At 68.7% G+C, this 26,572-nt stretch carries 24 protein-coding genes; 14 read left to right on the forward strand and 10 right to left on the reverse strand.

Annotation, left to right across the window (positions count from 1 at the left end):
* Window positions 1–45: 45 nt before the first annotated feature.
* Complete coding sequence (locus tag EL288_RS04815; protein WP_003814277.1) at window positions 46–990, reverse strand: LysR family transcriptional regulator; 945 nt, start codon at window positions 988–990, stop codon at window positions 46–48.
* 188 nt (window positions 991–1,178) lie between these two features.
* On the opposite strand from EL288_RS04815, the gene EL288_RS04820 reads away from it, so the two are divergent.
* The 6 genes from EL288_RS04820 to EL288_RS04845 all read left to right on the forward strand — a co-directional run bounded on the left by EL288_RS04820 (window position 1,179) and on the right by EL288_RS04845 (window position 7,755).
* Window positions 1,179–2,114, forward strand: a complete 936-nt coding sequence (locus EL288_RS04820) for a glycosyltransferase family 2 protein (protein WP_003814275.1) — start codon at window positions 1,179–1,181, stop codon at window positions 2,112–2,114.
* Between the two features lie 118 nt (window positions 2,115–2,232).
* A complete protein-coding gene (locus EL288_RS04825) occupies window positions 2,233–3,804 on the forward strand; it encodes an ABC transporter substrate-binding protein (RefSeq protein WP_003814273.1) in 1,572 nt (523 codons plus the stop codon).
* A 79-nt stretch (window positions 3,805–3,883) separates the two neighbouring features.
* Window positions 3,884–4,870, forward strand: a complete 987-nt coding sequence (locus EL288_RS04830) for an ABC transporter permease (RefSeq protein ID WP_003814271.1) — start codon at window positions 3,884–3,886, stop codon at window positions 4,868–4,870.
* Window positions 4,870–5,784 carry an ABC transporter permease gene (locus EL288_RS04835; RefSeq protein WP_010927016.1) on the forward strand — a complete coding sequence of 305 codons (915 nt, stop codon included), beginning with the start codon at window positions 4,870–4,872 and terminating at the stop codon, window positions 5,782–5,784. The genes EL288_RS04830 and EL288_RS04835 overlap by 1 nt, the downstream gene beginning before the upstream one ends.
* Before the next feature lie 7 nt (window positions 5,785–5,791).
* Window positions 5,792–6,766 (forward strand): ABC transporter ATP-binding protein, encoded by a 975-nt coding sequence (locus tag EL288_RS04840; RefSeq protein WP_003814268.1) that lies wholly within the window; start codon window positions 5,792–5,794, stop codon window positions 6,764–6,766.
* Window positions 6,763–7,755: an ABC transporter ATP-binding protein gene (locus tag EL288_RS04845; protein WP_003814266.1), complete on the forward strand. Its 993-nt coding sequence runs from the start codon at window positions 6,763–6,765 to the stop codon at window positions 7,753–7,755. The genes EL288_RS04840 and EL288_RS04845 overlap by 4 nt, the downstream gene beginning before the upstream one ends.
* 12 nt (window positions 7,756–7,767) lie before the next feature.
* Here EL288_RS04845 and EL288_RS04850 read toward each other — a convergent pair whose 3' ends face one another.
* From EL288_RS04850 to EL288_RS04860, 3 genes are all read right to left on the reverse strand, one after another.
* Complete coding sequence (locus EL288_RS04850; protein WP_003814264.1) at window positions 7,768–8,265, reverse strand: VOC family protein; 498 nt, start codon at window positions 8,263–8,265, stop codon at window positions 7,768–7,770.
* A gap of 132 nt (window positions 8,266–8,397) precedes the next feature.
* Window positions 8,398–9,879, reverse strand: a complete 1,482-nt coding sequence (iaaH, locus tag EL288_RS04855) for an indoleacetamide hydrolase (RefSeq protein WP_003814263.1) — start codon at window positions 9,877–9,879, stop codon at window positions 8,398–8,400.
* Between the two features lie 120 nt (window positions 9,880–9,999).
* Window positions 10,000–10,515 (reverse strand): hypothetical protein, encoded by a 516-nt coding sequence (locus EL288_RS04860; protein ID WP_003814261.1) that lies wholly within the window; start codon window positions 10,513–10,515, stop codon window positions 10,000–10,002.
* A 112-nt stretch (window positions 10,516–10,627) separates the two neighbouring features.
* Between EL288_RS04860 and EL288_RS04865 the strand changes: the two genes are divergently transcribed.
* From EL288_RS04865 to EL288_RS04880, 4 genes are all read left to right on the forward strand, one after another.
* Complete coding sequence (locus EL288_RS04865; protein ID WP_003814259.1) at window positions 10,628–11,545, forward strand: DMT family transporter; 918 nt, start codon at window positions 10,628–10,630, stop codon at window positions 11,543–11,545.
* Window positions 11,546–11,639: 94 nt separating this feature from the next.
* The gene (ettA, locus tag EL288_RS04870; protein WP_003814257.1) at window positions 11,640–13,313 is read left to right on the forward strand and encodes an energy-dependent translational throttle protein EttA; all 1,674 of its coding nucleotides are present in this window, start codon (window positions 11,640–11,642) and stop codon (window positions 13,311–13,313) included.
* A 20-nt stretch (window positions 13,314–13,333) separates the two neighbouring features.
* The gene (locus tag EL288_RS04875) at window positions 13,334–13,873 is read left to right on the forward strand and encodes an isochorismatase family protein (protein ID WP_003814256.1); all 540 of its coding nucleotides are present in this window, start codon (window positions 13,334–13,336) and stop codon (window positions 13,871–13,873) included.
* A gap of 197 nt (window positions 13,874–14,070) precedes the next feature.
* On the forward strand, window positions 14,071–14,292 hold the full coding sequence (locus EL288_RS04880; RefSeq protein WP_003814254.1) for a glycine zipper 2TM domain-containing protein: 222 nt from the start codon (window positions 14,071–14,073) through the stop codon (window positions 14,290–14,292).
* 183 nt (window positions 14,293–14,475) lie between these two features.
* Here the strand turns inward: EL288_RS04880 and minE are convergent, their stop codons facing one another.
* The 4 genes from minE to EL288_RS04900 form a co-directional block, all read right to left on the reverse strand.
* Window positions 14,476–14,727, reverse strand: a complete 252-nt coding sequence (minE, locus tag EL288_RS04885; RefSeq protein WP_003814252.1) for a cell division topological specificity factor MinE — start codon at window positions 14,725–14,727, stop codon at window positions 14,476–14,478.
* Between the two features lie 3 nt (window positions 14,728–14,730).
* Window positions 14,731–15,546: a septum site-determining protein MinD gene (gene minD / locus EL288_RS04890; protein WP_003814250.1), complete on the reverse strand. Its 816-nt coding sequence runs from the start codon at window positions 15,544–15,546 to the stop codon at window positions 14,731–14,733.
* Between the two features lie 112 nt (window positions 15,547–15,658).
* Entirely contained in the window at window positions 15,659–16,537 is an 879-nt protein-coding gene (minC, locus tag EL288_RS04895) for a septum site-determining protein MinC (RefSeq protein WP_126621899.1), read from the reverse strand.
* A gap of 111 nt (window positions 16,538–16,648) precedes the next feature.
* Complete coding sequence (locus EL288_RS04900) at window positions 16,649–18,412, reverse strand: glutamine--tRNA ligase/YqeY domain fusion protein (RefSeq protein WP_003814246.1); 1,764 nt, start codon at window positions 18,410–18,412, stop codon at window positions 16,649–16,651.
* Between the two features lie 115 nt (window positions 18,413–18,527).
* Between EL288_RS04900 and EL288_RS04905 the strand changes: the two genes are divergently transcribed.
* Window positions 18,528–19,868: a cytochrome ubiquinol oxidase subunit I gene (locus EL288_RS04905; RefSeq protein WP_033447111.1), complete on the forward strand. Its 1,341-nt coding sequence runs from the start codon at window positions 18,528–18,530 to the stop codon at window positions 19,866–19,868.
* Complete coding sequence (locus EL288_RS04910; protein WP_003814243.1) at window positions 19,865–20,920, forward strand: cytochrome d ubiquinol oxidase subunit II; 1,056 nt, start codon at window positions 19,865–19,867, stop codon at window positions 20,918–20,920. Before EL288_RS04905 ends, EL288_RS04910 begins: the two co-directional genes overlap by 4 nt.
* 16 nt (window positions 20,921–20,936) lie before the next feature.
* On the opposite strand, the gene risK is transcribed toward EL288_RS04910, so the two are convergent.
* A complete protein-coding gene (risK, locus tag EL288_RS04915; protein WP_003814241.1) occupies window positions 20,937–22,361 on the reverse strand; it encodes a sensor histidine kinase RisK in 1,425 nt (474 codons plus the stop codon).
* On the reverse strand, window positions 22,361–23,062 hold the full coding sequence (locus tag EL288_RS04920; RefSeq protein WP_003814239.1) for a response regulator: 702 nt from the start codon (window positions 23,060–23,062) through the stop codon (window positions 22,361–22,363). Before EL288_RS04920 ends, risK begins: the two co-directional genes overlap by 1 nt.
* Before the next feature lie 157 nt (window positions 23,063–23,219).
* Between EL288_RS04920 and EL288_RS04925 the strand changes: the two genes are divergently transcribed.
* Together EL288_RS04925 and recQ are read left to right on the forward strand one after the other, a co-directional pair.
* The gene (locus EL288_RS04925; protein WP_033451259.1) at window positions 23,220–24,671 is read left to right on the forward strand and encodes a fimbrial protein; all 1,452 of its coding nucleotides are present in this window, start codon (window positions 23,220–23,222) and stop codon (window positions 24,669–24,671) included.
* Window positions 24,672–24,747: 76 nt separating this feature from the next.
* Window positions 24,748–26,568, forward strand: a complete 1,821-nt coding sequence (gene recQ / locus EL288_RS04930; protein WP_010927009.1) for a DNA helicase RecQ — start codon at window positions 24,748–24,750, stop codon at window positions 26,566–26,568.
* Window positions 26,569–26,572 lie beyond the last annotated feature (4 nt).

A 26,572-nucleotide genomic window follows, 5' to 3' on the forward strand; every position in this document is an offset into this window, starting at 1 on the left:
AACCGCTGGCCCTTGCCGGCGGTTTTTTTATGCGCGGCGCCGGGGTCAGGCGCGCGGCTGCGGGCCGGTCGGCGCGGGTCCGAGCATCGGCCGGACGAAATCCATGAACACGCGCGTGCGGCCCGGCAGGATCGGCGAGGGGTACACCGCGTAGATGGAGATCGGCTGCACCCGCCACTGGGGCAGTACGCGGCGCAGCGAGTTGCGTTCGATCACGGGATCGAGCGCCTGGCAATGCGGCAGGCGCGTGATGCCCAGCCCCAGCCCGGCCAGCGTGCCGACCACGCTGATGTTGTTGCCCGCCACGTGGCCGCTTACCTCGACGCGCTCGGTGCGCTCGCCATTGTGCAGCGTCCAGTGCGAATGTTCCGGGTCGATGGCCGTGCGCAGGCATTCGTGGCGGCCCAGGTCGGCGGGGTCGCGCGGCTCGCCGTAGCGGGCCAGATAATCTTCCGAGGCGTACAGGTAGCTGTCGAGCGAAATGATTTCGTCGACCACGGTATTGGGATCCGGCGTTTCGTCGTCGCCGCTGTCGCGCCCGAAGCGCAGGATGACGTCGAAGGGGGCGCCCTGCGAGGTCGCGCTGGCATTCAGGTTGAGATCGAATTCGCAATCGATCTCGGGGTAGCTGTCCAGGAATGCGCCCAGCGAGGTCGGCAGCAGCCAGATCGCCAGGCTATACGGCATGGATATGTTCAGCCGGCCCTTGGGGCGGCCCGTCAGCGATTCCAGTTGTTCGCGCGCCAGCCGCGTTTCGTCGATCAGGCCCTGGCAACGTAGCAGATAGACCGTGCCGGCGTCGGTCAGCTCCAGGCGCCGGGTATTGCGGTTGATCAGCCGCAGGCCGATGGCCTTTTCCAGCTGGTTGATGCGCCGCGATAGCGTCGACGTCGGCATGTCCAGCGCGCGGGCGGCCAGGCTGAAGCTCTTGCGCTTGGCGACTTCGACGAACAGGGCGATATCGTTGAGCTGGACGGTTTGCGCTTGCATGACGGGGTCGGACAGGTACGGCGCGAGTGTACCGCGTCCTATAGCGAAGTAAGAATATGCCAATAGATGACATATTCAATTGCAAAATGAGAGGGAGTGCGCGTGTGCCTGCGAGGCTTATCCCATACACTGCAACTCTCGCGCCACCCCCATAACCGACTCGTCCGTTGCGTACCGGCTAAACGAGCATGATCGATTCGCAATTCCAATTCACGGTGCTGACGCCCACGTATAACCGGGCCGTCACGTTGCACCGAGTGTTCCAGTCACTGCAACGCCAGACCTGTCGGGATTTCGAATGGGTCGTCGTCGACGATGGTTCCACCGACAATACGCACGAGGTGGTGCGGGCCTGGCAGGCGCAGGCGGATTTTCCCATCCGCTATGTGTGGCAGCACAACCAGCACAAGAAAACCGCCTTCAACCGCGGCGTGCGCGAAGCGCGCGGCATGCTGGTGGTGGGCCTGGACAGCGACGACGAAATCCCGCCCGACGCCCTGGCCATACTCAAGGACGCCTGGGAGGGCATACCCGCCGACCGGCGCGAGACCTATGTGGCGGTCACCGGCCTGTGCGCGCGGCCCGACGGTTCCATCGTGGGCGACCGCTTCCCGCAGGATGTCTTCGACAGCACGGCGGTGGACATGTACTTCCGCTACCGCGTGCAGGGCGAGAAATTCGGCGCCATGCGCGCCGATGTGCTGCGCCGCTTTCCGTTTCCCGAGGACGTGGCCGGCTTCGTGCCGGAAAGCCTGGTGTGGTGGGCGATCTCGCGCGCCGGCTATCTCAGCCGCTTCATCAACCGGGTCGTGCGTGTGTACCACGACACGCCGGGCGGCCTGAGCCAGGGCGGCGTATCCCTGAGCAGCAATATCCAGGGCCTGTACCTGCTGGCCTGGGACATGCTGCAGCATCACCTGGACTGGTTTCGCTACCGGCCGCGGGAGTTCATCATGGCGGCGGCGCGCTACACGCGTTTTCGCCTGCACCTGGACAACTCCGGCCTGCCCACCGCGGTGCAGGCGTACCGGCTGACCCAGCCGTCCGCGCGGCTGCTGGTCCTGCTGATGTGGCCGCTGGGCTATCTGCTGTATCGCCGCGATCGCCGCCGCGGCGTGGCCTGAGCGCCTGCGCCCGCGGCGGCGGGTGCCCCCCCAGTATCGGCACAAACCCCTAATTGACGCGCGAAGCGGCGCTACGGCAATATCCGGCGGTCATTCAGATATCTGTCAGGAGCTAACCATGCGCCGCACCATGATTGCTATCGCGATCGCCGCTGCTTGCGCCCTGCCGTCGATCGGGCAGGCGAAGACTTTCCGCTGGGCTTCGCAGGGCGACATTCTCACGTTCGACCCGCATTCGCAAAACGAAGGCATGACGATTGCCGCCAACAGCTATGTGTACGAACCGCTGGTGGCCTATGACAAGGATTTCAAGGTGGTGCCGGCGCTGGCCACCGAATGGACCCAGGTCTCGCCCACGCTGTATCGCTTCAAGCTGCGCGAGGGCGTGAAGTTCCACGACGGCGCGCCGTTCACCGCCGAGGATGCGGTGTTCTCGATCCATCGCGCCATGGCGCCCACCTCGAACTACAAGGCGTACACCACGGGCATCAAGGAAGCGCGCAAGATCGACGACTACACCATCGAGATCGAAACCAGCGCGCCCAACCCGGTGCTGCTGCGGCAGCTGCCCAACGTGTTCATCATGAACAAGGCCTGGTCGGAGAAGCACAACGTCGCCAAGCCGCAGGACTTCGTCAACAAGGAAGAAACCTTCGCGGCGCGCAACACCAACGGCACCGGCGCCTACAAGCTGAAGTCGCGCGAGGTGGACGTGCGCACGGTGTTCGTCGAGAACACCGAGTGGTGGAACAAGGACAGGAAGATCGGCAACGTCACGGAAGTGGTCTTCACCCCGATCAAGCAGAACGCCACCCGCACCGCCGCGCTGCTGTCCGGCGAGATCGACTTCGTGCTCGATCCGGCCGCGCAGGACCTGGAGCGCCTGCGCCAGCAGGCCAAGGTGGTGGAGGGCAACGAGTACCGCACCATCTATATCGGCTTCGACCAGAAGCGCCCGGAGCTGCTGTATTCCAGCGTCAAGGGCAAGAACCCGTTCGCCGACGTGCGCGTGCGCGAGGCGCTGTACCGCGCCATCGACGTCGAGGCGATCAAGCGCGCGGTCATGCGCGGCTTGTCGGCGCCGACCGGCACCATGATCGCGCCGCAGGTGCATGGCTGGACCGAAGCCCTGCACAAGCGCGTGCCCTACGACCCCGAGAAGGCGCGCGCGCTGCTCAAGGAGGCGGGCTATGACGGTACGCTCAGTTTCACGCTGGACTGCCCCAACAACCGCTACATCAACGACGAGGCGATCTGCCAGGCCGTGGTGGGCATGTGGGCCAAGGTGGGCGTGAAGGCCTCGTTGAACGCCATGCCGCGCGCCACCTATTTCCCCAAGGTGCAGTCGCGCGACACCAGCGCCTTCCTGTTCGGCTGGGGCGTGCCGACCTTCGACGCCATGTACACGCTGCAGAACCTGGTGCGCACCAAGGGCGAGGGCGCCGACGGCATGTACAACCTGGGCGACTACAGCAACAAGGAAGCCGACGCGATCATCGACCGCATCAAGACCGAGACCGACCCGGCCAAGCGCGACGCCGACATCGTCCGCGCGCTCGAAATCCATGCCCAGGAGTTCGGCCATATTCCGCTGCACGACCAGGTCATTCCCTGGGCCATGCGCAAGAACGTGACGGTGATCCATCGGGCCGACAATCGCCTGTCGGCCGACTGGGTGCGTATCGACTGAGGCCCGCGAGGGACGCTGCGCGCCGGCGTCCCGTCCCGGGTGCGGCGCCTGGCGGCGCCGCACCCCGTATCGAGTTGCCATGCTTGCATTCATTCTGCGCCGCATCCTGCAGGCCGCGGCGGTCATGCTCACCGTCGCCCTGCTGGCTTTCGTGCTTTTCCAATACGTCGGCGATCCCGTCACCATCATGCTGGGGCAGGACGCCACCGACGCCGAGCGGGTCGAGCTGCGCGAGCGCCTCGGCCTGGACGACGCGCCGCCGGTCCAGTTCGCCCGCTTCGTCGGCAACGCCCTGCAGGGCGATTTCGGCATTTCGCTGCGCCAGAGCGAGAAGGTCTCCAGCCTGATCCAGGCCCGCCTGCCCGCCACGCTGGAGCTGTCGCTGGTGGCGGCGGTTCTCGCGCTGGTCGTCGGCCTGCCGCTGGGCGTGTACACGGCGCTGCGCCGCCACGGCCTGCTGGCGCAGCTGGTGCTGGCCGGGTCCCTGCTGGGCGTATCCCTGCCCACCTTCCTGATCGGCATCCTGCTGATCCTGGTGTTCTCGGTGCAGCTGGGCTGGCTGCCCAGCTACGGCCGCGGCGATACCGTCAGCTTCGGCTGGTGGACCTCGGGGCTGTTCACCGCCACGGGGTGGAAGCACCTGATCCTGCCCTCGATCACGCTGTCGCTGTTCCAGATGACGCTGGTGCTGCGGCTGGTGCGTTCCGAGATGCTGGAAGTGCTGCGCTCGGACTACATCAAGTTCGCCCGCGCGCGCGGCCTGCGCCAGCGCGCCATCCATTTCGGCCACGCGCTGAAGAACACCATGGTGCCCGTCATTACCATCACCGGCCTGCAGCTGGGCGGCATCATCGCGTTCGCCATCGTCACCGAGACCGTATTCCAGTGGCCGGGCATGGGGCTGCTGTTCATCCAGGCGGTGCAGTTCGCCGACGTGCCGGTGATGGCGGCCTATCTGTGCCTGATCGCGCTGGTGTTCGTGGTGATCAACCTGATCGTCGATCTGCTGTATTTCGTCGTCGACCCGCGCCTGCGTTCCGGGCTGTCGCGCAACGGAGGCCACTGATGCGCGCCGTACTCAAACGCTGGTGGGACAGCGACCTGGCCTGGTCGTGGCGCCACAGCCCGGTGGCCATGGTCGCCACGCTGGTGCTGGCGCTGCTGCTGGTCAGCGCGTTCGGCGCGCGCTGGGTGGCGCCGCACAATCCCTTCGACCTGACCACGGTCGAGCTGCTCGATGCGCTGCTGCCGCCGGCCTGGTCCGACAATGGCCAGCCGCAGTACTTGCTGGGGACCGACAGCCAGGGCCGCGACCTGTACTCGGCCATCCTGTACGGCACCCGCGTGTCGCTGCTGATCGGGCTGGCCTCGGTGGCGCTGTCCATGCTGATCGGCGTGGTGCTCGGCCTGGTCTCGGGCTACGCGGGCGGCCGGCTGGACGCGTTGATCATGCGCGTGGCCGATGTGCAGCTGTCGTTTCCCGCCATCCTGATCGCCCTGCTCATCGATGGCGTGGCGCGCGCCGCCGTGCCGCGCGAGCTGCACGAAGTGATCGCGTTCCCGGTGCTGATCGGCGCCATCGCCCTGGCCGGCTGGCCGCAATATGCCCGCACCGTGCGCGGCTCCACCCTGGTGGAGAAGAACCGCGAATACGTGCAGGCGGCCCGCGTCATCGGGGTGGCCCCGCCGGTCATCATGTTCCGCCATGTGCTGCCCAACGTCATGGGGCCGGTCCTGGTGCTGGCCACGGTGCACCTGGCCACCGCGATCATCACCGAGGCCACGCTGTCGTTCCTCGGCGTGGGCGTGCCGCCCACCGCGCCCTCGCTGGGCACGCTGATCCGCATCGGCAACGATTTCCTGTTTTCCGGAGAGTGGTGGATCACCATCTTCCCCGGCGCCGCCCTGGTGCTGCTGGTGCTGTCGGTCAACCTGGTGGGCGACTGGCTGCGCGACGCGCTCAACCCCCGGCTGAATTGAGGCGACCATGAGCGCATTGCTTGAAGTGAAGAACCTGTCGGTCGAATTCCCGACCCGCCGGGGCACCCTCAAGGCGCTGGACGATGTGTCGTTCACCATCGCGCCGGGCGAAGTGCTGGGCGTGGTGGGCGAATCCGGCGCCGGCAAGTCGTTGACCGGCGCCGCCATCATCGGCCTGCTCGAACCGCCGGGGCGCATCAGCGCGGGCCAGATCCTGCTGGCCGGGCGGCGCATCGACAACCTGCGCGAAGACCAGATGCGGCGCGTGCGCGGGCGCGAAATCGGGGCGGTGTTCCAGGATCCGCTGACCTCGCTCAATCCGCTGTACACGGTTGGCCGGCAGCTGGCCGAAACCATCGTGACGCATCTTCCGCTGTCCTGGAGCCAGGCGCGCGAGCGCGCCATCGAGCTGCTGGCGGCCACCGGCATTCCGGCCGCGCGCGAGCGCATCGATCATTTTCCGCACCAGTTCTCCGGCGGCATGCGGCAACGCGTGGTGATCGCGCTGGCGCTGGCGGCCGAGCCCAGGCTGGTGGTGGCCGACGAGCCCACCACGGCGCTGGATGTCTCCATCCAGGCGCAGATCATCGAATTGCTGAAGAAGCTGTGCCGCGAGCAGGGCGCCTCGGTCATGCTGATCACCCACGACATGGGCGTGATCGCCGAGACCGCCGATCGCGTGGCCGTCATGTACGCCGGGCGGCTGGCCGAGATCGGGCCGGTCGGCGATGTCATCCATCGTCCGCGCCACCCCTACACCGAAGGCCTGATGGGATCGATCCCGGCGCTCGACAGCCATGCCGAGCGTCTGGTCCAGATCGACGGCAGCATGCCGCGCCTGAACGCCATTCCGCCAGGCTGCGCCTTCAACCCGCGCTGCAAGGTCCGGCTGCCGCGCTGCGGCAGCGAACGTCCCGAGCTGATGCCGGCGGGCGCTTCGCGGGCCGCCTGTTGGCTGCACGATGCGAGGGAGGCGGCATGAACGCGCCATTGGTACAGGTACGGGATGCCGCGCGCTGGTTCGACGTGTCGGCGCCGTGGCTCGAGCGCGTCCTGGCGCGCAAGCCGCGCCAGATGCTGCGCGCGGTCGACGGGGTCAGTTTCGAGATCGCGCGTGGCGAGACCCTGGCGCTGGTGGGCGAGTCGGGCTGCGGCAAATCGACCGTGGCGCGCATGCTGGTGGGTCTGTATGGGCTGACGCGCGGCGCGATACAGTTCGACGGCCAGCCGCTGTCGGCGCTTGCCACGCCGCAGGGCAAGCAGTTGCGCAGCCGCCTGCAGATGATCTTCCAGGACCCCTATGCCAGCCTCAATCCGCGCTGGCGGGTCGGGCGCATCATCGCCGAACCCCTGCTCACGCATGCCAGCCTGGCGCCGGCGCAGCGCCAGGAACGGGTCGGCGAGCTGCTGCGCCAGGTCGGGCTCGACCCGGCCGACCAGCACCGCTATCCGCACCAGTTCTCGGGCGGCCAGCGCCAGCGCATCTCGATCGCGCGCGCCCTGGCGGCGCGGCCGCAGTTCCTGGTGTGCGACGAGCCGACCTCGGCGCTGGACGTATCGGTGCAGGCGCAGGTGCTGAACCTGATGAAGGATCTGCAGCGCGAACTGGGCCTGACCTATCTGTTCATCTCGCACAATCTGGCGGTGGTGCACCATGTGGCCGACCGCGTGGGCGTGATGTACCTGGGCAAGCTGGTCGAAGTGGCGCCGCGCGACGAGCTGTTCGCGCAGCCGCGCCATCCCTACACCCGCATGCTGCTGGAGGCGATTCCCGACCTGAACGGCGCCGGGCGGCCGCGTACCGCGGTGGCCGGCGAGGTGCCCAATCCGCTCAATCCCCCGACAGGCTGCGCCTTCCATCCGCGTTGCCCGCATGCGAACGCGCGCTGCAAGAGCGAGGCGCCGCGGGCGCTTGGGCACGGCCTGGCCGTGGTCGCCTGCCACGCGGTGGAGGAAGGCCGCCTGGCCTGAGCGTGGCGCCGCTCAGGCGCCGTCGTAGGCGCGCCGCAGGGCGGCGATGTCCAGCTTCTTCATGCCCAGCAGCGCCGCCATGGCGCGCTGCGCGCCGGCCGGGTCGCCGGTCATCCACTCGGCCACCATGGCGGGCACGATCTGCCACGACAGGCCGTATTGGTCGGCCAGCCAGCCGCATTGTTGCGCCCGCGGATCGCCGCCGGCGCCCAGCCGCTCCCAGTAGTGGTCGATTTCTTCCTGGGTGGCGCAGCTGACCTGCAGCGAAATCGCCGGGCTGAACTGGAACGCCGGGCCGCCGTTGAGCGCCGTGAAGGGCGTGCCGTCCAGTTCGAACTGCACTGTCATGACCGAGCCGGGCGCGCGTCCGTGCACCTCCTTGCCGGCCTCGCCGTAGCGGCTGATCGCGCCGACGCGCGAGTTGTCGAATATATCCGCGTAGTAGCGGGCGGCTTCCTCGGCCTGGTGGTCGAACCACAGGCAGGGAACGATGCGGGTGAGGCGGGCCATGGCGCGGCTCCAGTGGACGGGGTCGTTCCACCTTAAAGCGCCGCGGCGCGCGCCGGCAAGCGCCGCGATGCACTGCGCCGCGATCGCCCCGCGGCGGGCGTGCACTGGCCGCCTGCGGCGGGCCGCCGCGTCTCAGGCCGCCGCGATGGCAGGCGGCGCGAGCCGGCCCAGGATGGTTTCCAGCATCAGGCCGATGGCCAGTACCTTGCGGTCTTCGCCGGGCAGGCCGTCCAGTTCCAGGCCCACGGGCAGGCCGTGCGCGTCCAGCCCGGCGGGCAGGCTCAGGCCGGGCAGGCCGGCGTTGCTGCCGGGGTCGACGTTGCGCGCCAGCCTGGCGAAGTTCTCCAGCGAACTGGCGTCGGGGCCGGCCAGGGGCGCGCCCACCGGCACGGTGGGAAACAGCAGGGCGTCGATGCGATGGCGCGCGAAGGCGTCGCGATAGATGCCGATCAGCGCCGGCCGCCCGGTGGCGATGGCCTCGCGGTACAGGGGCTCCAGGTCGAGGCCGGCGCCGTCGGGGCCGGGCAGCCGCAGCGGCGCGATCATGTCGGTGAAAATGGCGCGCACGTCGGGGCTGGCGATCTGCGCCACCACGCCGTCGAAATCCGGTCCGGCCTCGTAGCGCCGCAGATAGTCGATCAGGTCCATCTTCTGTTCGTACAGGGCCAGCACGAAGCTGATTTCCTGGTTCTGCTCCTTCAGCCCCGGCATGTCGAGTTCGATCAGGTCGACGCCGGCGGCGCGCAGCTTGTCCAGCGCGGCGCGCGCCACCGCTGCGATGGCGGGATCCAGGCCGGTCCAGAACCAGGCCGGCAGGCCCAGGCGGATGCGGGTCGCCGGGATCGGCGCCGGCGCCGGCTCGCCGGAGATCACGGCGTCCAGCAGCATGACGTCGGTCACGCTGTTGGCCATGGGGCCGGGGGTGTCGCGCGTATGCGAGATCGGCGTGATGCCGGCGGCATCGTAGCGGCCTACCGTGGGCCGCAGCCCCACGCCGCCATTGAGCGCGGCCGGCAGGCGGATCGAGGCGCCGGTGTCCGTGCCCAGCGCCGCGGGGGCCAGGCGCGCGCCCACGGCCGCGCCGCTGCCCGCCGACGAGCCGCCGGCGATGCGGGCCGTGTCGTAGGCATTGCGCACGCCGACGGTGCGCTCGCCATGGAACGCGGTGTTGTAGCCGCTGACGCCGTAGGCCAGCTCGTGCATATTGGTCTTGCCCAGGATGACGGCGCCGGCCTGGACCAGGCGCTGCACGACCGGGGCATGCGCGCGCGGCACGAATCCCCGCAGCGCCGGCGTGCCGGCGGTATTGGGCAGGCCGGCCACGTGGATGTTGTCCTTGATGGCGATGGGCACGCCGCCCAGCGGCTGCGCGGCGGCGCCGGCGGCGCGCGCCGCGTCCCAGGCGCGCGCCTGCGCCAGCGCGCCGTCGGCGTCCACCGTGATGAAGGCGTTGAGTTCCGGATGCGCCGCGATGCGGGCCAGGTAGGCGGCGGTCAGCGCTTCGCTGCCGATTTCGCCGGCGGCCAGCTCGCGCGCGGCTTCGTAGGCGGTCAGGCTGGCCAGGTCGGGGCGCTTGGCGCCGGCGGGGAACGCGGGGGGCGGGGTCGAGGTCATGGGGCTCCTTGCACGACGGATCGGCCGCGCGGCCTGGGCCGGCCGGCTGGCGGGACGGCTGCTGCATGGCCGCCCGGACAGAAGCCAGACTACCGCAAAATCCGCCCGATGCCTGCCCGCTTAGTGACGGTGTGTATCGCCGTTGTGGCCGGGACCGTCGTCGTCGGCCCCGTCCTCGTCGTCCTCGTCGTCTTCGTCGTCGTCCGGCGGCAGCTCGTCTTCGCTCAGCGCGAACGGCAGCACATCGGTGAGCTGGTCCGACCAGGCGCATTCGTCGCCGTCCTGGTCCAGCTTGATGAAACGCTCGCCTTCGACGAGCGAAATCTGCACCGCCCACAGATACAGGCAGTCATAGCTTTCCGTGTCGGAGTCGGGCAGGCCGCCGCGCCCGCCCAGCAGGCGCGCGCCGGCGCCGCCCATCTGGACATGCGGCGCGGCGTCGTCGGTTTCGTCTGCGTCGGTATCCAGCGCGACCCCGAACGTGACCCATTCGGTGCCTTCGTCGCCGAGCGCCACTTCGGCCAGCACCGGCTTGCCCAGATAGGCGCTGAGCGCGTCGGCGGTCTTGGCCAGCATGTCCAGTTCGGCGGGACTGAAATGCGTGAGCGAGGCGGGCGGCTGGGCGGAGGCGGACATGGTGATTCCTGGTGGGACAACGAAAGGCAGCCCGTATTGTCGCGCTTTCCGCGGCCGGGCGCATGGCGGCCCTGCGCTAACATCGCGGGGTTTCCCCAATTCCGGATTTTCGATGCGCAGCATCCCTTCGCCGCCCGGCGCCGCCCAGCCGCAGCCGCGCCACATGGCGTTTCCCCTGCTGGCGACGACGATCTGGTCGGTCAACATGGTGGTAACCAAAATGGCGGCCGACGTGATCGCGCCAGCCTCCATCGGTTTCTACCGCTGGGTGCTGGCCGGCCTGCTGCTGGCGCCGTTCGCCCTGCCCGGAGTGCTGCGGCAATGGCCGCAGATCCGGCCCAACCTCGGCAGGCTGGCGGTCCTGGGCGGCCTCGGCATGGCCTTGTACCAGGGCCTGATGTACGTGGCGGCGGGCACGACCACCGCCACCAACATGGGCATCATCACCGCCATGGTTCCCTTGCTGACGGTCGTGGTCGGCTCGCTGGTGCTGCGCGAACGGCCGGCGCTCACCGCCATCCTCGGCGCCGTGGTCTCGCTCGCGGGGCTGGGCATCCTGCTGGGCGAGGGCAATCCGCTGCGCCTGCTGGCGCTGGGCGGCAGCCGCGGCGACGCGCTGATGGGGCTGGCGGCGCTGGCGTATGCGCTCTACGGCGTGCTGTTGCGCAAGTGGCCGATGTCGGTCGGGCCGTGGCAGTCGCTGTTCGTGCAGGTGCTGTTCGGCATTGTGTTCCAGTTGCCGGCATTCCTGCTGACGCCGGCCTCGCCCCTGAATGCGCAGAACATCCCGCTGGTCCTGTATGCAGGCATTTTCCCGTCGCTGTTCGCGCCATTTCTGTGGATGCAGGGGGTGCGCTACCTGGGACCCAACCGGGCCAGCATCTTCCTCAACCTGATGCCGGTCGTCACGGTCGCCATCGCCGCCGCCTTCCTGGGCGAAACGCCGCACCTGTATCACATTGCCGGCGGCCTGATGGCGCTGGCCGGCGTCAGCCTGGCCCAGTGGCGCCCCGCGCGGCGCCGCGCCTGAGGCCGTTGCGGCCGGCCTGCGGTGGGCCGGCGGGTTCCGGCCTACAATCAGGGCTTGTTCCGGTATATCACTGTCTTTTTCCGACCCTGAGTCCATGGCCCAATACGTCTACACGATGAACCGTGTCGGCAAGATCGTGCCGCCCAAGCGGCAGATCCTGCGCGACATCTCCCTTTCCTTTTTTCCTGGCGCCAAGATCGGCGTGCTGGGCCTGAACGGCTCGGGGAAATCCACGCTGCTCAAGATCATGGCCGGCGTGGACAAGGAAATCGAAGGCGAAGCCATCCCCATGCCGGGGCTGAACATCGGCTACCTGCCGCAGGAGCCCGAACTCAACCCCGAACATACGGTGCGCCAGTCGGTGGAAGAGGGCCTGGGCGCCGTCTTCAACGCCAAGCAGCGCCTTGACGAGGTCTACGCCGCCTACGCCGAGCCGGATGCGGATTTCGATGCCCTGGCGGCCGAGCAGGCCGAGCTGGAGGCCGTCATCGCCGCCGCCGCGTCCAGCGGCGCCGACGATATCGAGCACCAGATGGAAATCGCCGCCGACGCCCTGCGCCTGCCGCCCTGGGACGCGATGGTGGGCAAGCTGTCGGGGGGCGAAAAACGCCGCGTGGCGCTGTGCCGCCTGCTGCTGTCCAAGCCCGATATGCTGCTGCTGGACGAGCCCACCAACCACCTCGACGCGGAAAGCGTGGAGTGGCTGGAGCAGTTCCTGCACAAGTTCCCTGGCACCGTGGTGGCCGTGACCCACGACCGCTACTTCCTCGACAACGCGGCGGAGTGGATCCTCGAACTGGACCGCGGCTACGGCATCCCCTGGAAAGGCAACTACAGTTCCTGGCTGGAGCAGAAGGAAGACCGCCTCAAGCAGGAAGAGGCCACCGAGTCCGCGCGCCAGAAGACCATCAAGAAGGAACTGGAGTGGGTGCGCCAGAACCCCAAGGGCCGCCAGGCCAAGGCCAAGGCGCGTATCGCCCGCTTCGAGGAGCTGTCCTCGTACGAATACCAGAAGCGCAACGAAACCCAGGAAATCTTCATTCCGGTGGGCGACCGCCTGGGCAATGAAGTCATCGAGTTCAACAATGTCAGCAAGGCCTATGGCGACCGCCTGCTGATCGACGACCTCAGCTTCAAGGTGCCGGCCGGCGCCATCGTCGGCATCATCGGCCCCAACGGCGCGGGCAAGTCCACGCTGTTTCGCATGCTGGCCGGCCGCGAGCAGCCCGATTCGGGCGAAGTGAAGCTGGGCCAGACGGTCAAGCTGGCCTACGTGGACCAGTCGCGCGATTCGCTCGAGGGCAACAAGACCGTGTTCGACGCGGTGGCCGACGGCGCCGACCTGCTGACCGTGGGCAAGTTCGAAATGCCCTCGCGCGCCTACCTGGGCCGCTTCAACTTCAAGGGCGGCGACCAGAACAAGATCGTCGGGCAATTGTCCGGCGGCGAGCGCGGCCGCCTGCACCTGGCCAAGACCCTCATCGCCGGCGGCAACGTGCTGCTGCTGGACGAACCGTCCAACGACCTGGACGTCGAAACGCTGCGCGCGCTGGAAGACGCGCTGCTCGAGTTCCCGGGCAGCGTCATGGTGATCAGCCACGATCGCTGGTTCCTGGACCGGATCGCCACCCACATCCTGGCGTTCGAGGGCGATTCGCAAGTGGTGTTCTTCGACGGCAACTACCAGGAGTACGAAGCCGACAAGAAGCACCGCCTGGGCGAGGAGGGCGCCAAGCCCAAGCGCCTGCGCTACAAGGCCCTCAAGTAAGGCCGCAACCGGAGGTCCGCATGTCCGCACTGCTGCAAGCCAACCAGGCCACGCTGCTCATCGTGGACATGCAGGGCCGCCTCATGCCCGCCATCCACGACGGCCAGGCCGTGCTGGCCGCCGCGCACAAGCTGGCGCAGGCGGCCCGCCTGCTGGATGTCCCCGTGGTGGCCACCGAACACCATGCGCGCATGCTGGGCGTCACGGTGGCGCCGCTGGACACGCAGATCCAGGCCCGTTTCCCCAAGATGCATTTCTCGGCCACGCGCGAGCCCGGTTTCACCGCCTGGCTGCCGCCGGCCCGCAAGACCATACTCGTGGCCGGCTGCGAAGCGCACATCTGCGTGCTGCAAACCGTGCTGGGCCTGCTCGAGGAAGGCTACCGCGCCTTGCTGGTCTCGGATGCCGCCGGCTCGCGCAAGCCGGCCGATCACCATGCGGCCTTGCGCCGCGCGCGCGGCGCCGGCGCCGAAATCGTCACCACCGAGATGGCGATATTCGAATGGATGGAAACTTGCGAACATCCCAAGTTTCGCGACGTGTTACGTTTGGTCAAATGAACGCGCGTTCCGGCAACAACCTGCCTGCATCCGGGCGGGATTGCCTACCCATTGACACAATTCCTGGGCAAACCTAACAGCATCCGGTGCAGTATTTTGCGATTCTGTAGGCTCTAAGTTTCATGGGACGCGCTTTGTGCGTGTTGCGCTCGCTTCGCTGCTGGTGCGCTATCCCGGCACAAGAATAGGAGCTTGTTATGAAGATCGGTACCCTCTCCAAAGCCTGCATGGCCGCCTTGCTGGCCGTTTCCATGGCCGGCTGCTCGTCCTGGGACAGCATGAGCCGCCGCCAGAAGAGCACCGTGGGCGGTGCCGCACTGGGTGGCGTGGCGGGCGCCGTGATCACCAACGGCGGCATTCTCGGCACGGTCGGCGGCGCCGCCATCGGTGGCGTGATCGGCGACCAGGTCGGCAAGTAGATCCGCGCCCCGCGCCTCAACTCCGCGCCTCAACGAGAAACCCGGCTTCGGCCGGGTTTTTCGTGGCTGCCGAGGCGCCGTCGGGGGAGGCGGCCGGCATGGGTTCAGCGGGTGGCTGTCCCGCGTGCGGGAACAAGATTCAGCGGGTGCCTGTCCCCCGTGCGGGGACAGGCACCCGAGTGTTCAGTTTTGCGGCATTTCGATCTTGACCTCGAGCACTTCCAGGGTGTCCTGGCGTTCGAGGTGGACCTTGATGTCTTCGGGGTCGATCTTGACGTATTTCGAAATGACGGCAACCAGCTCCTGCTGCAGTTGCGGCAGGTAGTCCGGCGAGTCGCCGCGGCCGCGCTCGTGGGCCAGGATGATCTGAAGACGTTCTTTGGCGACGCTGGCCGAGGACTTCTTCTGACCGAGCAGAAACGACAGGAAGGACATTGCTTACTTTCCCCCGAACAGCCGCTTCAACAAGCCAGGCTTTTCATAGTCGGTAAAGCGCAGCGAGCGTTCTTCGCCCAGGAAGCGCGCCACGACGTCCTTGTAGGCTTCGGAGACGTCGGTATCTTTGAGGTGGATGGCGGGCAGGCCCTGGTTGGAGGCCTGCAGCACGGCTTCGGATTCCGGGATCACGCCGATCAGCTTGATGCGCAGGATATCCTCGATGTCGCTCAGCGACAGCATTTCGCCGTCGTTGACGCGCTTGGGGTTGTAGCGGGTCAGCAGCAGGTATTCCTTGACCGGCTCGTCGCCCTGCACGGCGCGGCGCGACTTGGCGGCCAGGATGCCCAGGATGCGGTCGGAGTCGCGCACCGACGATACTTCGGGGTTGGTCACGACCAGCGCGTCGTCGGCGAAATAGGCGGCCATCAGCGCGCCCGCCTCGATACCGGCGGGCGAGTCGCAGACGATGTAGTCGAAGCCCATTTCCTTGAGCTCGTCGATCACCTTCTCGACGCCTTCCTGCGTCAGCGCGTCCTTGTCGCGGGTCTGCGAGGCGGGCAGGATGAACAGGTTCTCGAGTTGCTTGTCCTTGATGAGCGCCTGCTTGAGGGACGCCTCGCCCTGGATCACGTTGACGAAGTCGTAGACGACGCGGCGCTCGCACCCCATGATGAGGTCCAGGTTGCGCAAGCCGACATCGAAGTCGATGACAGCGGTCTTGTGGCCTCGCATTGCGAGGCCAGCGGAAAAGCTGGCGCTGGTGGTGGTCTTGCCCACCCCGCCCTTGCCGGAAGTCACCACAACAATACGTGTCATGACGCTCGAACCCTTATTTATGTGCGTACAAATCGCGTTATCGTAAAGCAAAAAGCGTATGAAGGCTTCTTACAAGATGTAGGCAGTCGTGTGCCGTTCGCCTGGTGTCGTTTCAACCCTTCAGCGCCTCGATGCGCAAGGTGTCGCCGTCGAGCCGCACCAGGGCCGGCTGGTTATGCAACGCCCTGTCCAGTTTGTCCTCCACCACCCGGTACACGCCGGCCACGGCCAGCAGTTCGGCATCGAGCTGCGTGGTGAAGATGCGCGCCGAGGTGTCGCCGCGCGCGCCGGCCATGGCCTTGCCGCGCAGCGGGCCGTACACGTGCACGTTGCCGTCGGCGATGACTTCGGCGCCCTGGCTGACCATGCCGATCACGATCAGGTCGGTATGGCGCGCATAGACGCGCTGGCCCGAGCGCAGGGGCTTGGTGATGACCAGCGCCGACGAGGACTGGGGCGGCGTGGCGGTAGGGCGGTTGGCTTCGGTGGTCTCGCGCGCCGCGCGCGTCGGCACCGACTCGAGGTTGTGCGCGGGCGCTTCGTCGGCCTGCTCGCCGTACGCTTCGTCGTCCTGCGGGCCGGCCTTGGCCGCGGCCTCGGCGGTCGCCTCGGGCACGGACGGCACCGGCGTGGCCACATCGTTGGGCGGCGCCGTGTCGATCACCTGGGGCGCGCGGGCCACCGGGGTCGACAGCTCGACCGGCACCAGTCCGGCATCGCGGGCGCCCTGCAGGTTGGCGCCCTCGGCCACCACGCCGATGGGCGGCAGATTGTGGTCGGCCAGGGCCTGCAGCAGGGCGGGCCAGTCCACCGGCGCATCGACGCGGGTGGCATCGATGACCACCGGCTCGTTCTCGAAGAAGCTGCCGGCATCGGCCATGCGCTTGTCCAGCGCGGCGCGCAGGCGAGTGGTGTCGGCATCGTGCAGCACCACGCGAATGGCATAGAGCGTGGCGCTCTTGAAGTCCAGGGCGAGGGATTCAGTGTTCATGGATTGGAATGGAAGCGCCGGCCGCCGGCCCGAAGCGGAGGGCGGCCGGCGACAGCGGATTGTCGGGCATGATAACCCGGCCAGCGCCGCGCGGAGCGTCCTGGCGCGCGGTCAGGCCGCCTGCCAGGAGTCGCGCAGGGTCACGATGCGGTTCAGGACCGGCGCCTCGGGGCGGGAGTCCTTGCTGTCCACCGTGAAATAGCCCAGCCGCTCGAACTGCCACGTGGCGCCAGGGACGGCCTCGATGCCCGGCTCCAGCCAGGCCTGCACGGTCTGCTTGGAATTGGGGTTCAGGCAGGCCAGGAAGTCCTTGTCGCCGCCGTCGGGATGCGCGTCGGCGAACAGCCGGTCGTACAGGTGTACCTGGGCCGGTACGGCGTGGGCCGCGCTCACCCAGGTGATATTGCCCTTGACCTTGACGCTGTCGGCGCCCGGCGTGCCGCTCTTGGTGTCCGGCAGGTATTCGGCCTGCACTTCCACGACCTTGCCCGATTGGTCCTTGGTAAAACCGGTGCAGCGCACCACGTAGCCGTACTTCAGCCGCACCGTGTTGCCGGGGAACAACCGGAAGTACTTCTTGGGCGGCTCTTCGCGGAAGTCGTCCTGCTCGATCCACAGCTCGCGCGTGAACGGGAATTCGCGCACGCCGGCCTGCGGATCGTGCGGGTTGCGCGGGGCCGAGCAGGTCTCGCTGCGGCCTTCCGGGTAATTGGTGATCACCAGCTTGAGCGGGTCCAGCACCGCGACCGAGCGCGGCGCCACCGGGTCGAGGTCGTCGCGCACCGCCTGTTCGAGCAGGCTGTAGTCGATGCGCGAATCCGACTTCGATACCGCGGTGCGGTCGCAGAACAGCCGGATCGAGGACGGCGTGTAGCCGCGCCGGCGCAGGCCGAACAGCGTCGGCATGCGCGGGTCGTCCCAGCCATCCACGTAGCCTTCGCGCACCAGTTGCAGCAGCTTGCGCTTGCTGGTGACCACGTAGGTCAGGTTCAGCCGGGCGAACTCGTACTGGTGCGGCAGCGGGCGCGCCAGCTTGCCCAGCTCGGCCAGGCGCGCCAGGATCCAGTCATAGAACGGCCGCTGGTCTTCGAATTCCAGCGTGCAGATGCTGTGGGTGATGCCTTCCAGGGCATCTTCCACCGGATGGGCCCAGCTGTACATCGGGTAGATGCACCATGCGTTGCCGGTGCGGTGGTGGGTGGCATGGCGCACGCGGTACATGACCGGGTCGCGCAGGTTGATGTTGGGCGAGGCCATGTCGATCCGGGCGCGCAGCACCAGGCTGCCGTCGGGATGCTTGCCGTCGCGCATCTCGCGCAGGCGCAGCAGCGACTCGTCGGCCGGGCGGTCGCGCCATGGCGAGTCGGTGCCCGGCTCGGTCAGCGTGCCGCGGCTGGCGCGGATCTCTTCGGCGCTTTGCTCGTCGACGTAGGCGTGGCCGGCCTGCACCAGCGCCTCGGCGAACTCGTACATGAATTCGAAGTAGTCGCTGGCGAAATACAGGTTGTCATTGCCATCGGCCTGCCAATCGAAGCCCAGCCAATGCACGGCCTCGATGATGGCGTCGACGTACTCCTGCTCTTCCTTCTCGGGGTTGGTGTCGTCGAAGCGCAGGTGGCAGACGCCGCCGTAGTCGCGCGCCAGCCCGAAGTTCACGCAGATGCTCTTGGCGTGGCCGATGTGCAGGTAGCCGTTGGGCTCCGGCGGAAAGCGGGTGCGGATGCGCGCCGGGTCGGGCTGCCCCTGCGCCTGCAGCGCGGCCGGGCCGGGTTTGCCGGCCCACAGTTTGCCCTGGAAGCGGTTCGCTTGCAGGTCGTCTTCGATGATCGGGCGCAGGAAATTGCTGGCGGCAGGCGGCGTCGGGGCGTGGGTCATTCTGAAAGAATAGGAAAAAGCGGCGACAAAGAGTCAATTTTGCCACGTTCGCGCGGAAACACTGTTGCAAGCCGTCCCCCACATGCCGGAAACAGGCTCTAAACTACCGCCCATCATGAATATCCCTCCACTCCTGCTGGCACGCGCGCAGTTCACGGCAAGCCTGGGCTTTCTGGCGCTGTTCCTGGCGATATCGCTGGCGCTGGCCTGGCTGCTGCTGTTCTTCAAGCTGCGCGCCCGCTGGTCGGGGCAGTCCGGCTGGACGGCCGCCTACCGCTTCTGGGTGCGCATCTTCGCGCTGGCGTTCGTGCTGGCGCTGGCCTGCGCGGTGCCGGTGCTGATCCAGCTGGGCAGCCTCTGGTCGGGCCTGATGGACAAGATCGGCAACCTGGCCGGTCCCTTGCTGGGCTACGGCGTGCTGTCCATCTTCATCGTCAAGTCGTGCTTCCTGGGCGTGATGCTGTTTGGCCAGCGCCGGGTCTCCGACGCCGCCCATACGCTGGCCGTGCTGATGGTGGCGATCGGGCAGCTGGTGGCGGTGGGCTGGGTGCTGGCCCTGTTTTCCTGGCTGCAGACGCCTGACGGTGCGGTCCTGATCGACGGCCGCTACCAGGTATACGACTGGCGCGCGGTGGTCCTGAATCCGTCGTTCGGCTGGCGCCTGGGCCTAACCGTGCTGGGCGCTTTCCTGACGGCCGGGTTCCTGATGCTGGGCGTGACCGCCATGCAGGCCCTGCGCCGCCCGCTGGACGACGGCGAGCGCCACGCCTTTCGCGCCGGCCTGACCGTCGCGCTGCTGGCCTCGCTGCTGCTGGGGCCGGTGGCCGCCGGCATGGGCGAGGTCACGGCGCGCCTGCAGCCGGCCAAGGCCGCCGCCGCGGCGGGCTTCTGGCACAGCGGCGCCGAGCCCGAGCTGGTGGTGTTCGGCTGGCCCAGCGCCCGCGCCCAGGCCAACCTGGCCGCGGTCTCGCTGGCCGGGGCGGGCGGGCGCTGGCTGCACCGCGACGCTTCGCTCGGCTACCTGGGCCTGGACAAATTCTCCGGCATGCAGCCGCCCGTGGCCTTCACGTTCTGGTCCTTGCGGCTGGCGCTGGGGCTGGGCCTGCTGATGCTGGCGGCCTCGTGCGCCACCCTGGCGCTGACCTGCCGGCGCGGTTTCGATCCGGCGGCCCTGCCGCGCTGGTGGCTGCGCGTGCTTTCGCTGCTGATGTTCGCCGGCGCGCTCGGAGTCGTGGCCACCTGGTGCTACGACCTGGCCGGCATGCAGCCGTATGCCGTCAATCGCGCCGTGACCCAGTCCGAAGTGCTGGGGCCGGTGACCACGCCCGCGCTGCTCTACAGCCTGGCCGGCCATATCGCGCTGTACGCCGTGCTGCTGGCCGCGTTCGTGGGCATGCTGTTTCACGCCGCGCGCTATGGCGTGGTGCCCGTGCGCAAGACCGGAGGATCCTCATGATCGCGACCCTGGCCGCCTCGCTGGGCCTGAGCCCCGACGATCCCTCGTTCTGGATGCCGCTGGTTTTCGTCGGGCTGTTGCTGCTGCTGATGGCGGCCGGCATCGTGCTCGACGGATTCGACATCGGCGTCGGACTGCTGCTGCAGCTGGCGCCCTCGGAAGAGCGCGGCCGCATGATGGGCCTGCTCAGCCCGTGGCGCGATGCCAACGAGTTCTGGCCGCTGCTGGGGCTGGGGCTGTTCGTCTCGGCGTTCCCGTTCGCCTGGGGGGTGGTGCTGGGCAAGCTGTTCGGGCCATTGACCGTGATGGCGCTGGGCATGGTGTTGCGCAGCGTGTCGTTCGAGTTCCGCATCCGCGCCCGCACCGAGATCAAGCCGCGCTGGATCTTCGGGTTCTGGGTGGGGTCGCTGCTGACCGCGCTGGGCCAGGGCATGGTGCTGGGGCGCATCGCCACCGACTACCAGGCCGACGCCGGCTACGGCTGGTTCGCCTTCTTCGTCGGGCTGTGCGCCATGGCCGCGTATGCGCTGCTGGGCGCGTGCTGGCTGGTCATGCGGGTCGACGGCGAGCTGCAGCGGCGCGCCGCCGGCTGGGCGCGGCACTCGATCCGCTGGACCGCCGCCGGCATGGTGGCCATCGCCGTGACGCTGGGCCTGGCCAACGCCGGCATCTTCTACAAATGGAGCAATACGGCCCACCTGGGCGTGGCCGCCATGGTCTGGGCCCTCATGCTGCTGGGCTTCGTGGCGGCCGAGATGCTGCTGGCGCGGCTGCCGGGCAAGGCCGACGGCTTCAGCTGGCTGCCGTTCGTCCTGTGCGTGATGCTGTTCGTGCTGATGCTGTGCGGCCTGGCCTACAGCTTCTTCCCGTACCTGATCCTCGACGACATGACCATCTGGGATGGCAGCGGCGCGCTGGATTCCATGCGGCTGGTGCTGGCCGGCACCGTGATCGGGGTGCCCGTGGTGCTGGTATTCAACATCCTGGCGTACCGTTCGGTGTTCGGCAAGGAACGCCGGCCGGTGCCGCTCTTGCCGCCGCCGGGCGCCTGACGGCGCGGCCGGCGGGTCAAGCCTTCGCAAGCGGCAGGGTAATGCGCACCAGCAGGCCGCCCGAGGGCGCCTGGCGCAATTCGAGCCCGCCGCCGTGGGCGCGCGCGATGGCCTCGGCCAGCGCCAGCCCCAGGCCGACGTTGCCGGTGCGCGTGCGGGCGTCGTCCAGCCTCGCGAAGGGCCGCAGCGCCTCGGTGCGCCGCTCGGGCGCGATGCCGGGCCCGTGGTCCGACACTTCCAGCACCGCCATGTCCGCGTCGCGCCGCAGGCTGACCTCGACCGGCGGCGCGCCATGATGCAGGGCGTTGCCGATCAGGTTGTCCAGCAGGCGGCCCAGCGCCACCGCGTCTGCCTGTATGCCCAGCGCGCCATTGTCGGGCGCCTGCAGGCGGATGTCGGTGCCCGCACCCTGCCATGCGCCCACGCGCTCGGCCAGCCATTCGCCCAGCGCCAGCGGCGCGTAGCGGTAGGCGGCCGGGTCGGTGCCGCGCACGAAGCCGATGAACTGGTCGACCATGTGCTGCATGTCCTGCAGGTCCTTGCGCAATCCTTCCTTGAGCGTCGGGTCGTCGGCCATCTCGATGCGCAGCCACATGCGCGACAGCGGCCCCTTCAGGTCGTGCGGCAGCCCTGACAGCAGCGTGCGCCGCACCGAGTCGGACTCGGCCAGCGCGTCCAGCATGGCGTTGAAGCGTTCGCCCAGCACGCGCGTTTCATGCGGCCCCGAGGGTTCGACGCGCTGGGGCTGGCCGGCGGCCAGCTGGTCGGCGGCGTCGGCCAGGCGCGTGAGCGGCCGCGTGATGTGCCACGAAAACCAGGCGGCCAGCAGCAGCACCAGCCCGATCCCGCCGACCCAGAATGCGATCAATGGGGTGGCGACGGGCGGATCCAGGCGTTCGAGCGGGATGACCAGCCATTCGCGCAGCGGCGGCGCGTCGTCGGGCGAGGGGCTGGGCGCCAGCGAGATGAAGATTTCCGGCCGGGGGCCGCGCGACAGCGCCACACGGGTGCCGTCGCTGAGGCGCTCGTTGAGTTCGCTGACCAGGCCGCGCAGGTCGCGCCGGATGTCGTCGGGCGGCGGATGGCGGCGTTCGTACTCGCGCCGCATCCGCTCGCGCTCGGCCTCGTCTTCCTGGGGGCCGCGATGCCAGCGCTGCAGCCGCGCGTCGGCCGGCAGCGAGCGCGACCAGAGCCGCCACTGGTTGCCGGAAGCCTGGCGCACGAACTCCGCGCGTTCGTCGGTCGGCACCTGCGACAGCGAGGCGCGCAAGGTGCGGATGGTGGTGGCGATGTAGTCGATCGCCACGTCCTCCATGAATTTGTGCCGGAAATAGGACACCGTGGCCAGCGTGGCGGCCTGCGCCAGCAGGACCGAACCCAGCACCAGCAGGATCAGGCGCATGCGCAGCGAGCGCGGCGCCGGCAGGCGGGGCAGTTTCATCAGGGCGAAAACCGGTAGCCGATGCCCCACACGGTCTGGATCCAGCGCGGCTGCTTCGGGTCTTCCTCGATGGCGCGCCGCAGGCGCAGGATGGCGATATCGATGGCGCGGTCGTTGCGCTCGCCGCCGTCGTCGTCGCGCGCCAGCGCCAGCAGGCGTTCGCGCGAGAGCGGCTTGCCGGCATTGCGTACCAGCGCTTCGAGCAGGTTGATTTCGCCGCCGGTCAGCTTGACCGGCGTGTCATCGCGCAGCAATTGCCGCGTGGCAGGATCGAATACGAAGGGCCCGAAGCTGACCGGGGCGTCCTTGGTCAGGGCCGAGGGGCCGCGCTTGCGCCGCAGCACGGCTTCGATGCGCGCCAGCAGCTCGCGCGGGTCGAAGGGCTTGCCGAGGTAGTCGTCGGCGCCGGCTTCCAGGCCGATGATGCGGTCCACGGCTTCGTCGCGCGCCGTCAGCAGGATGACGGGGATGTCTTCGCCCTGGTCGCGCAGGCGGCGGCAGGCGTCGGCGCCGTCGCCGCCCGGCAGCATGCGGTCCAGGACGAGCAGGTCGGGGGCGTAGCGCGTGATGCGCGCGGCGAGGTCGCTGGCGTCGGGCGCCAGCAGGGTGTCGTAGCCATGCCGGTTGAGGTAGTCGGCCAGCAGTTGCCGCAAGGCGGGGTCGTCGTCGACGACCAGCAGCTTGGTATGAGGATTGTCCATGTTCGCATAGTGACGCGGCGCCCCGGGCGCCGCAAGAGGCGGGAAATCGACTGAAACGGACAGCGCCGGCGAAGCCGGCGCGCGCGGACGTAAAATCAGGCCCGTTGGCCGCCGCGCCGGGTCAGTTCCCGTGCCGATTTATCAAGAAAGTTTACAGATGCCTCGCTCGGGAATTCCTACACTGGTGCGCGTGATGCTTGCCTGCGAACGCGAACACAGAGGCGTCTCGCGCGTGGCGGTGGCCGCTGTCCTGGCCGGCAATATGGCGCTGGCGGCCTGCGCCATGCCCGATCCGCCGGATATCTCCAGGGCCCCGGCGGGCCTCGAGGCCGGCCCCGAGCCTGCCGCGATCGACACCACCCCGCCCGAGACGGCGGCCCCCCGGCCCGCCGGGCGGGCCTATGCGCGCGCGGCCGACGACGTCGCCCGCTACGGCATCTCCGTGCTGGCGCCGGCCAGCTCGCAGCCGGTCGCGCTGGCGCCGGTGCTGCAGGAGCGCGCCATTCCCGAACCCTGCCGCATGCTGCCGGCGGAAACCGGCGCCGACGCCTCGGTGCACGCGGCCGCGCCGGCGCTCGGGCATGACCCCGCCGTGCCGTTGCCGCCTGCCGGCGACGGCGCCGATGCGCCCGCCAGCATGCCCCTGGGCTGCGAGGACTTGTTTCCCGACGTGCCGCCGGCCGAGCCGAACTACTCCTTCGGTCTCGAAACCGACGACCTGGCGGGCAAGCGTTCGGTCTACCTCATGACCGGCGTGGCCCAGCCGCGCAGGCCCTGGTTTTCCTCCGCCAGCGCCGTGCCCACCGTCAGCTACGGCGACCGCAGCTGGGTCTACCGGCCCGTGACCGGCCCTTCGCTGGCCATGGGCAACGTCGTTTCCAAGGCGCCGGGCTGGGGCAGCACGGCGCCGATCGGCGGCGTGCAACTCAGCGACCGGCTCTCCCCCGGCGGGCTGCTGCCCGAGGGGCAACTGGGTTATTCGTCGGTGTTCGGGCGCCTGAACAACATGGATCCGGCCGCCACCTCGGGCGCGGTCGACTATGGCGCCTCGGCGGGCAGCGGCATGGTCCGCTACGGGCTGACCCCCAGCCTGACGCTGGAAGGGCAGATGCAGTCGGCACCTTCGCTGACCACGCGCGGCGTGGGCACCACTTACGCGGCGGGCGAACTGGGCACCTTCCAGGTCGGCGCCACCCAGAGCACCTTCGACGCGGTCAACGCCTGGCGCTACCGGTTCGGCTACAACGTCAACCTGGCCGACGACGCGGTCACGCTGGGCGTGGCGACCGAGGAAGTGGGCGCCGGCTTCGGCGACCTGGCCAGTTTCCAGGACGGCGGCTTCGCCCATCGGCAGATGCGCAATACCTTGTCGGCCGGCGTGCCGATCAGCGGGTGGGGCACGCTAAGCGGCACCTACCAGGCCAGCGGCATGGGCGTGGACAGCGTCACCGAGCGGCGCTTCGGCCTGCAGCACAGCATGCTGCTGGCGCCCAGCGTGAAGTTCGCGGTGGGCGCGGACCGCGACGTCATCTCCGGCGACTACGAAATGCGGGCCAATATCAGCATGCCGGTGGACGCCTTCATGCGCGGGCGCTGGCTGGGTTTCTAGCCGGCGGCCGGGGCGATTAGGGACAGGCCGGCGCTGGGGCTTAAAATCCCCGCCATGATGCATCTGCCTGCTACCCATGTCTGACCCGCGCGCCCTGGGCGTGCTTGCGCGCGTTTTCGGTTACGAATCCTTCCGTGGCGACCAGCAAGCCATCGTCGAGCACGTCATCGGCGGCGGCGACGCGCTGGTGCTGATGCCTACCGGCGGCGGCAAGTCGTTGTGCTACCAGGTGCCCGCGCTGGTGCGCGAAGGCACCGGTATCGTGGTTTCCCCCCTGATCGCCCTGATGCAGGACCAGGTCGACGCCCTGACCGAACTGGGGGTGCGGGCCGCGTTTCTCAATTCCACCCAGGATTGGCGCGTGGCGCGCGAGGTCGAGCAGGCATTCCTGGCCGGCGAGCTGGACCTGCTCTACGTGGCGCCGGAGCGCCTGCTGACCGACCGCTGCCTGCAATTGCTCGAGCGCGGGCGCATCGCCCTGTTCGCCATCGACGAGGCGCACTGCGTCTCGCAATGGGGGCATGATTTCCGGCCCGAATACCTCGGGCTGTCGATGCTGCACGAGCGCTGGCCCGAGGTGCCGCGCATCGCGCTGACGGCCACCGCCACCGCGGCCACGCGCAGCGAGATCGCGCAGCGCCTGGCCCTGGACGAAGCCCGCCATTTCGTGGCCAGCTTCGACCGTCCCAATATCCGCTACCGCATCGTCGAGAAGAACGAAGTGCGGCGCCAGCTGCTGGATCTCATCCGCAGCGAGCACGAAGGCGAATCGGGCGTGGTGTACGGCCTGTCGCGCGCCCGCGTCGAGGAAACCGCCGACTTCCTGTGCGCCAATGGCGTCAATGCCTTGCCCTACCATGCCGGCCTGAGCCCGGCGGTGCGCGCCGCCAACCAGGCGCGCTTCCTGCGCGAGGATGGCATCGTCATGGTGGCCACCATCGCCTTCGGCATGGGCATCGACAAGCCCGACGTGCGTTTCGTGGCGCACATCGACCTGCCCAAGTCGGTCGAAGGCTACTACCAGGAAACCGGCCGGGCCGGCCGCGACGGGCTGCCGGCCTCGGCGTGGCTGGCCTATGGCCTGCAGGACGTGGTGCAGCAACGCCGCATGATCGACGAGTCGCCCGGCGACGATGCCTACCGGCGCCGGCTCGGCCAGCAGCTCGATGCCATGCTGGGCCTGTGCGAAACCGTCGAATGCCGGCGCGTGCGCCTGCTGGCTTACTTCGGGCAGACCATCACGGCTTGCGGCAACTGCGACGTCTGCCTCGAACCGCCGCAGGCCTGGGACGGCACGGTCGCCGCGCAGAAAGTGCTGTCGGCCGTGTACCGCCTGTGGAAGGAGCGCGGCCAGCGCTACGGCGCCGGCCATATCATCGATATCCTGCGCGGCAAGAGCACCGACCGCACGCGCCAGCACGACCACGAAACCCTGAGCGTATTCGGCGTGGGCGCCGACCTGTCCGAGAATGCCTGGCGCGGCGTGCTGCGCCAGCTGCTGGCCCAGGGCCTGCTGGCGGTCGATCACGAGGGTTTCGGCACCCTGGCGCTGACCGAGGGCAGCCGCGCCGTGCTCAAGGGCGAGCATCAGCTCATGCTGCGCCGCGAGGCCGAGAAAAAACCGCGCGGCTCGCGCGCGGGCGCCCGCGCGCGGCCCGACCCCATCGACCTGCCGGCCGAGGCCAAGCCGGTGTTCGAGTCGCTGCGCAGCTGGCGCGGCGAGGTTGCCAAGAGCAACGGGGTGCCGGCCTATGTGATCTTCCACGACGCCACCCTGCGCGAGATCGCGCTGGCCCGGCCGGAGTCGCTGGACGATCTCAGCCACATCAGCGGCGTGGGGGCGCGCAAGCTGCAAGCCTACGGCGAGGAAATCCTGCGCTGCGTGCAGCGCCCGTAGCGGC

The organism is Bordetella bronchiseptica (genome assembly GCF_900636925.1).
Lineage (GTDB): Bacteria > Pseudomonadota > Gammaproteobacteria > Burkholderiales > Burkholderiaceae_B > Bordetella > Bordetella pertussis.

Bases quoted from the DNA above. Each gene is read 5' to 3' on its own strand.
- EL288_RS04880 (WP_003814254.1), top strand. From the start codon at position 14,071: ATGAAGATCGGTACCCTCTCCAAAGCCTGCATGGCCGCCTTGCTGGCC.
- EL288_RS04875 (WP_003814256.1), top strand. From the start codon at position 13,334: ATGTCCGCACTGCTGCAAGCCAACCAGGCCACGCTGCTCATCGTGGAC.
- EL288_RS04815 (WP_003814277.1), bottom strand. From the start codon at position 990: ATGCAAGCGCAAACCGTCCAGCTCAACGATATCGCCCTGTTCGTCGAA.
- ettA (WP_003814257.1), top strand. From the start codon at position 11,640: ATGGCCCAATACGTCTACACGATGAACCGTGTCGGCAAGATCGTGCCG.
- minD (WP_003814250.1), bottom strand. From the start codon at position 15,546: ATGACACGTATTGTTGTGGTGACTTCCGGCAAGGGCGGGGTGGGCAAG.
- EL288_RS04845 (WP_003814266.1), top strand. From the start codon at position 6,763: ATGAACGCGCCATTGGTACAGGTACGGGATGCCGCGCGCTGGTTCGAC.
- EL288_RS04830 (WP_003814271.1), top strand. From the start codon at position 3,884: ATGCTTGCATTCATTCTGCGCCGCATCCTGCAGGCCGCGGCGGTCATG.
- EL288_RS04850 (WP_003814264.1), bottom strand. From the start codon at position 8,265: ATGGCCCGCCTCACCCGCATCGTTCCCTGCCTGTGGTTCGACCACCAG.
- minE (WP_003814252.1), bottom strand. From the start codon at position 14,727: ATGTCCTTCCTGTCGTTTCTGCTCGGTCAGAAGAAGTCCTCGGCCAGC.
- EL288_RS04900 (WP_003814246.1), bottom strand. From the start codon at position 18,412: ATGACCCACGCCCCGACGCCGCCTGCCGCCAGCAATTTCCTGCGCCCG.
- EL288_RS04920 (WP_003814239.1), bottom strand. From the start codon at position 23,062: ATGGACAATCCTCATACCAAGCTGCTGGTCGTCGACGACGACCCCGCC.
- EL288_RS04860 (WP_003814261.1), bottom strand. From the start codon at position 10,515: ATGTCCGCCTCCGCCCAGCCGCCCGCCTCGCTCACGCATTTCAGTCCC.
- EL288_RS04835 (WP_010927016.1), top strand. From the start codon at position 4,870: ATGCGCGCCGTACTCAAACGCTGGTGGGACAGCGACCTGGCCTGGTCG.
- EL288_RS04820 (WP_003814275.1), top strand. From the start codon at position 1,179: ATGATCGATTCGCAATTCCAATTCACGGTGCTGACGCCCACGTATAAC.
- EL288_RS04865 (WP_003814259.1), top strand. From the start codon at position 10,628: ATGCGCAGCATCCCTTCGCCGCCCGGCGCCGCCCAGCCGCAGCCGCGC.
- recQ (WP_010927009.1), top strand. From the start codon at position 24,748: ATGTCTGACCCGCGCGCCCTGGGCGTGCTTGCGCGCGTTTTCGGTTAC.
- risK (WP_003814241.1), bottom strand. From the start codon at position 22,361: ATGAAACTGCCCCGCCTGCCGGCGCCGCGCTCGCTGCGCATGCGCCTG.
- EL288_RS04825 (WP_003814273.1), top strand. From the start codon at position 2,233: ATGCGCCGCACCATGATTGCTATCGCGATCGCCGCTGCTTGCGCCCTG.
- EL288_RS04840 (WP_003814268.1), top strand. From the start codon at position 5,792: ATGAGCGCATTGCTTGAAGTGAAGAACCTGTCGGTCGAATTCCCGACC.
- EL288_RS04925 (WP_033451259.1), top strand. From the start codon at position 23,220: ATGCCTCGCTCGGGAATTCCTACACTGGTGCGCGTGATGCTTGCCTGC.
- minC (WP_126621899.1), bottom strand. From the start codon at position 16,537: ATGAACACTGAATCCCTCGCCCTGGACTTCAAGAGCGCCACGCTCTAT.
- EL288_RS04910 (WP_003814243.1), top strand. From the start codon at position 19,865: ATGATCGCGACCCTGGCCGCCTCGCTGGGCCTGAGCCCCGACGATCCC.
- iaaH (WP_003814263.1), bottom strand. From the start codon at position 9,879: ATGACCTCGACCCCGCCCCCCGCGTTCCCCGCCGGCGCCAAGCGCCCC.
- EL288_RS04905 (WP_033447111.1), top strand. From the start codon at position 18,528: ATGAATATCCCTCCACTCCTGCTGGCACGCGCGCAGTTCACGGCAAGC.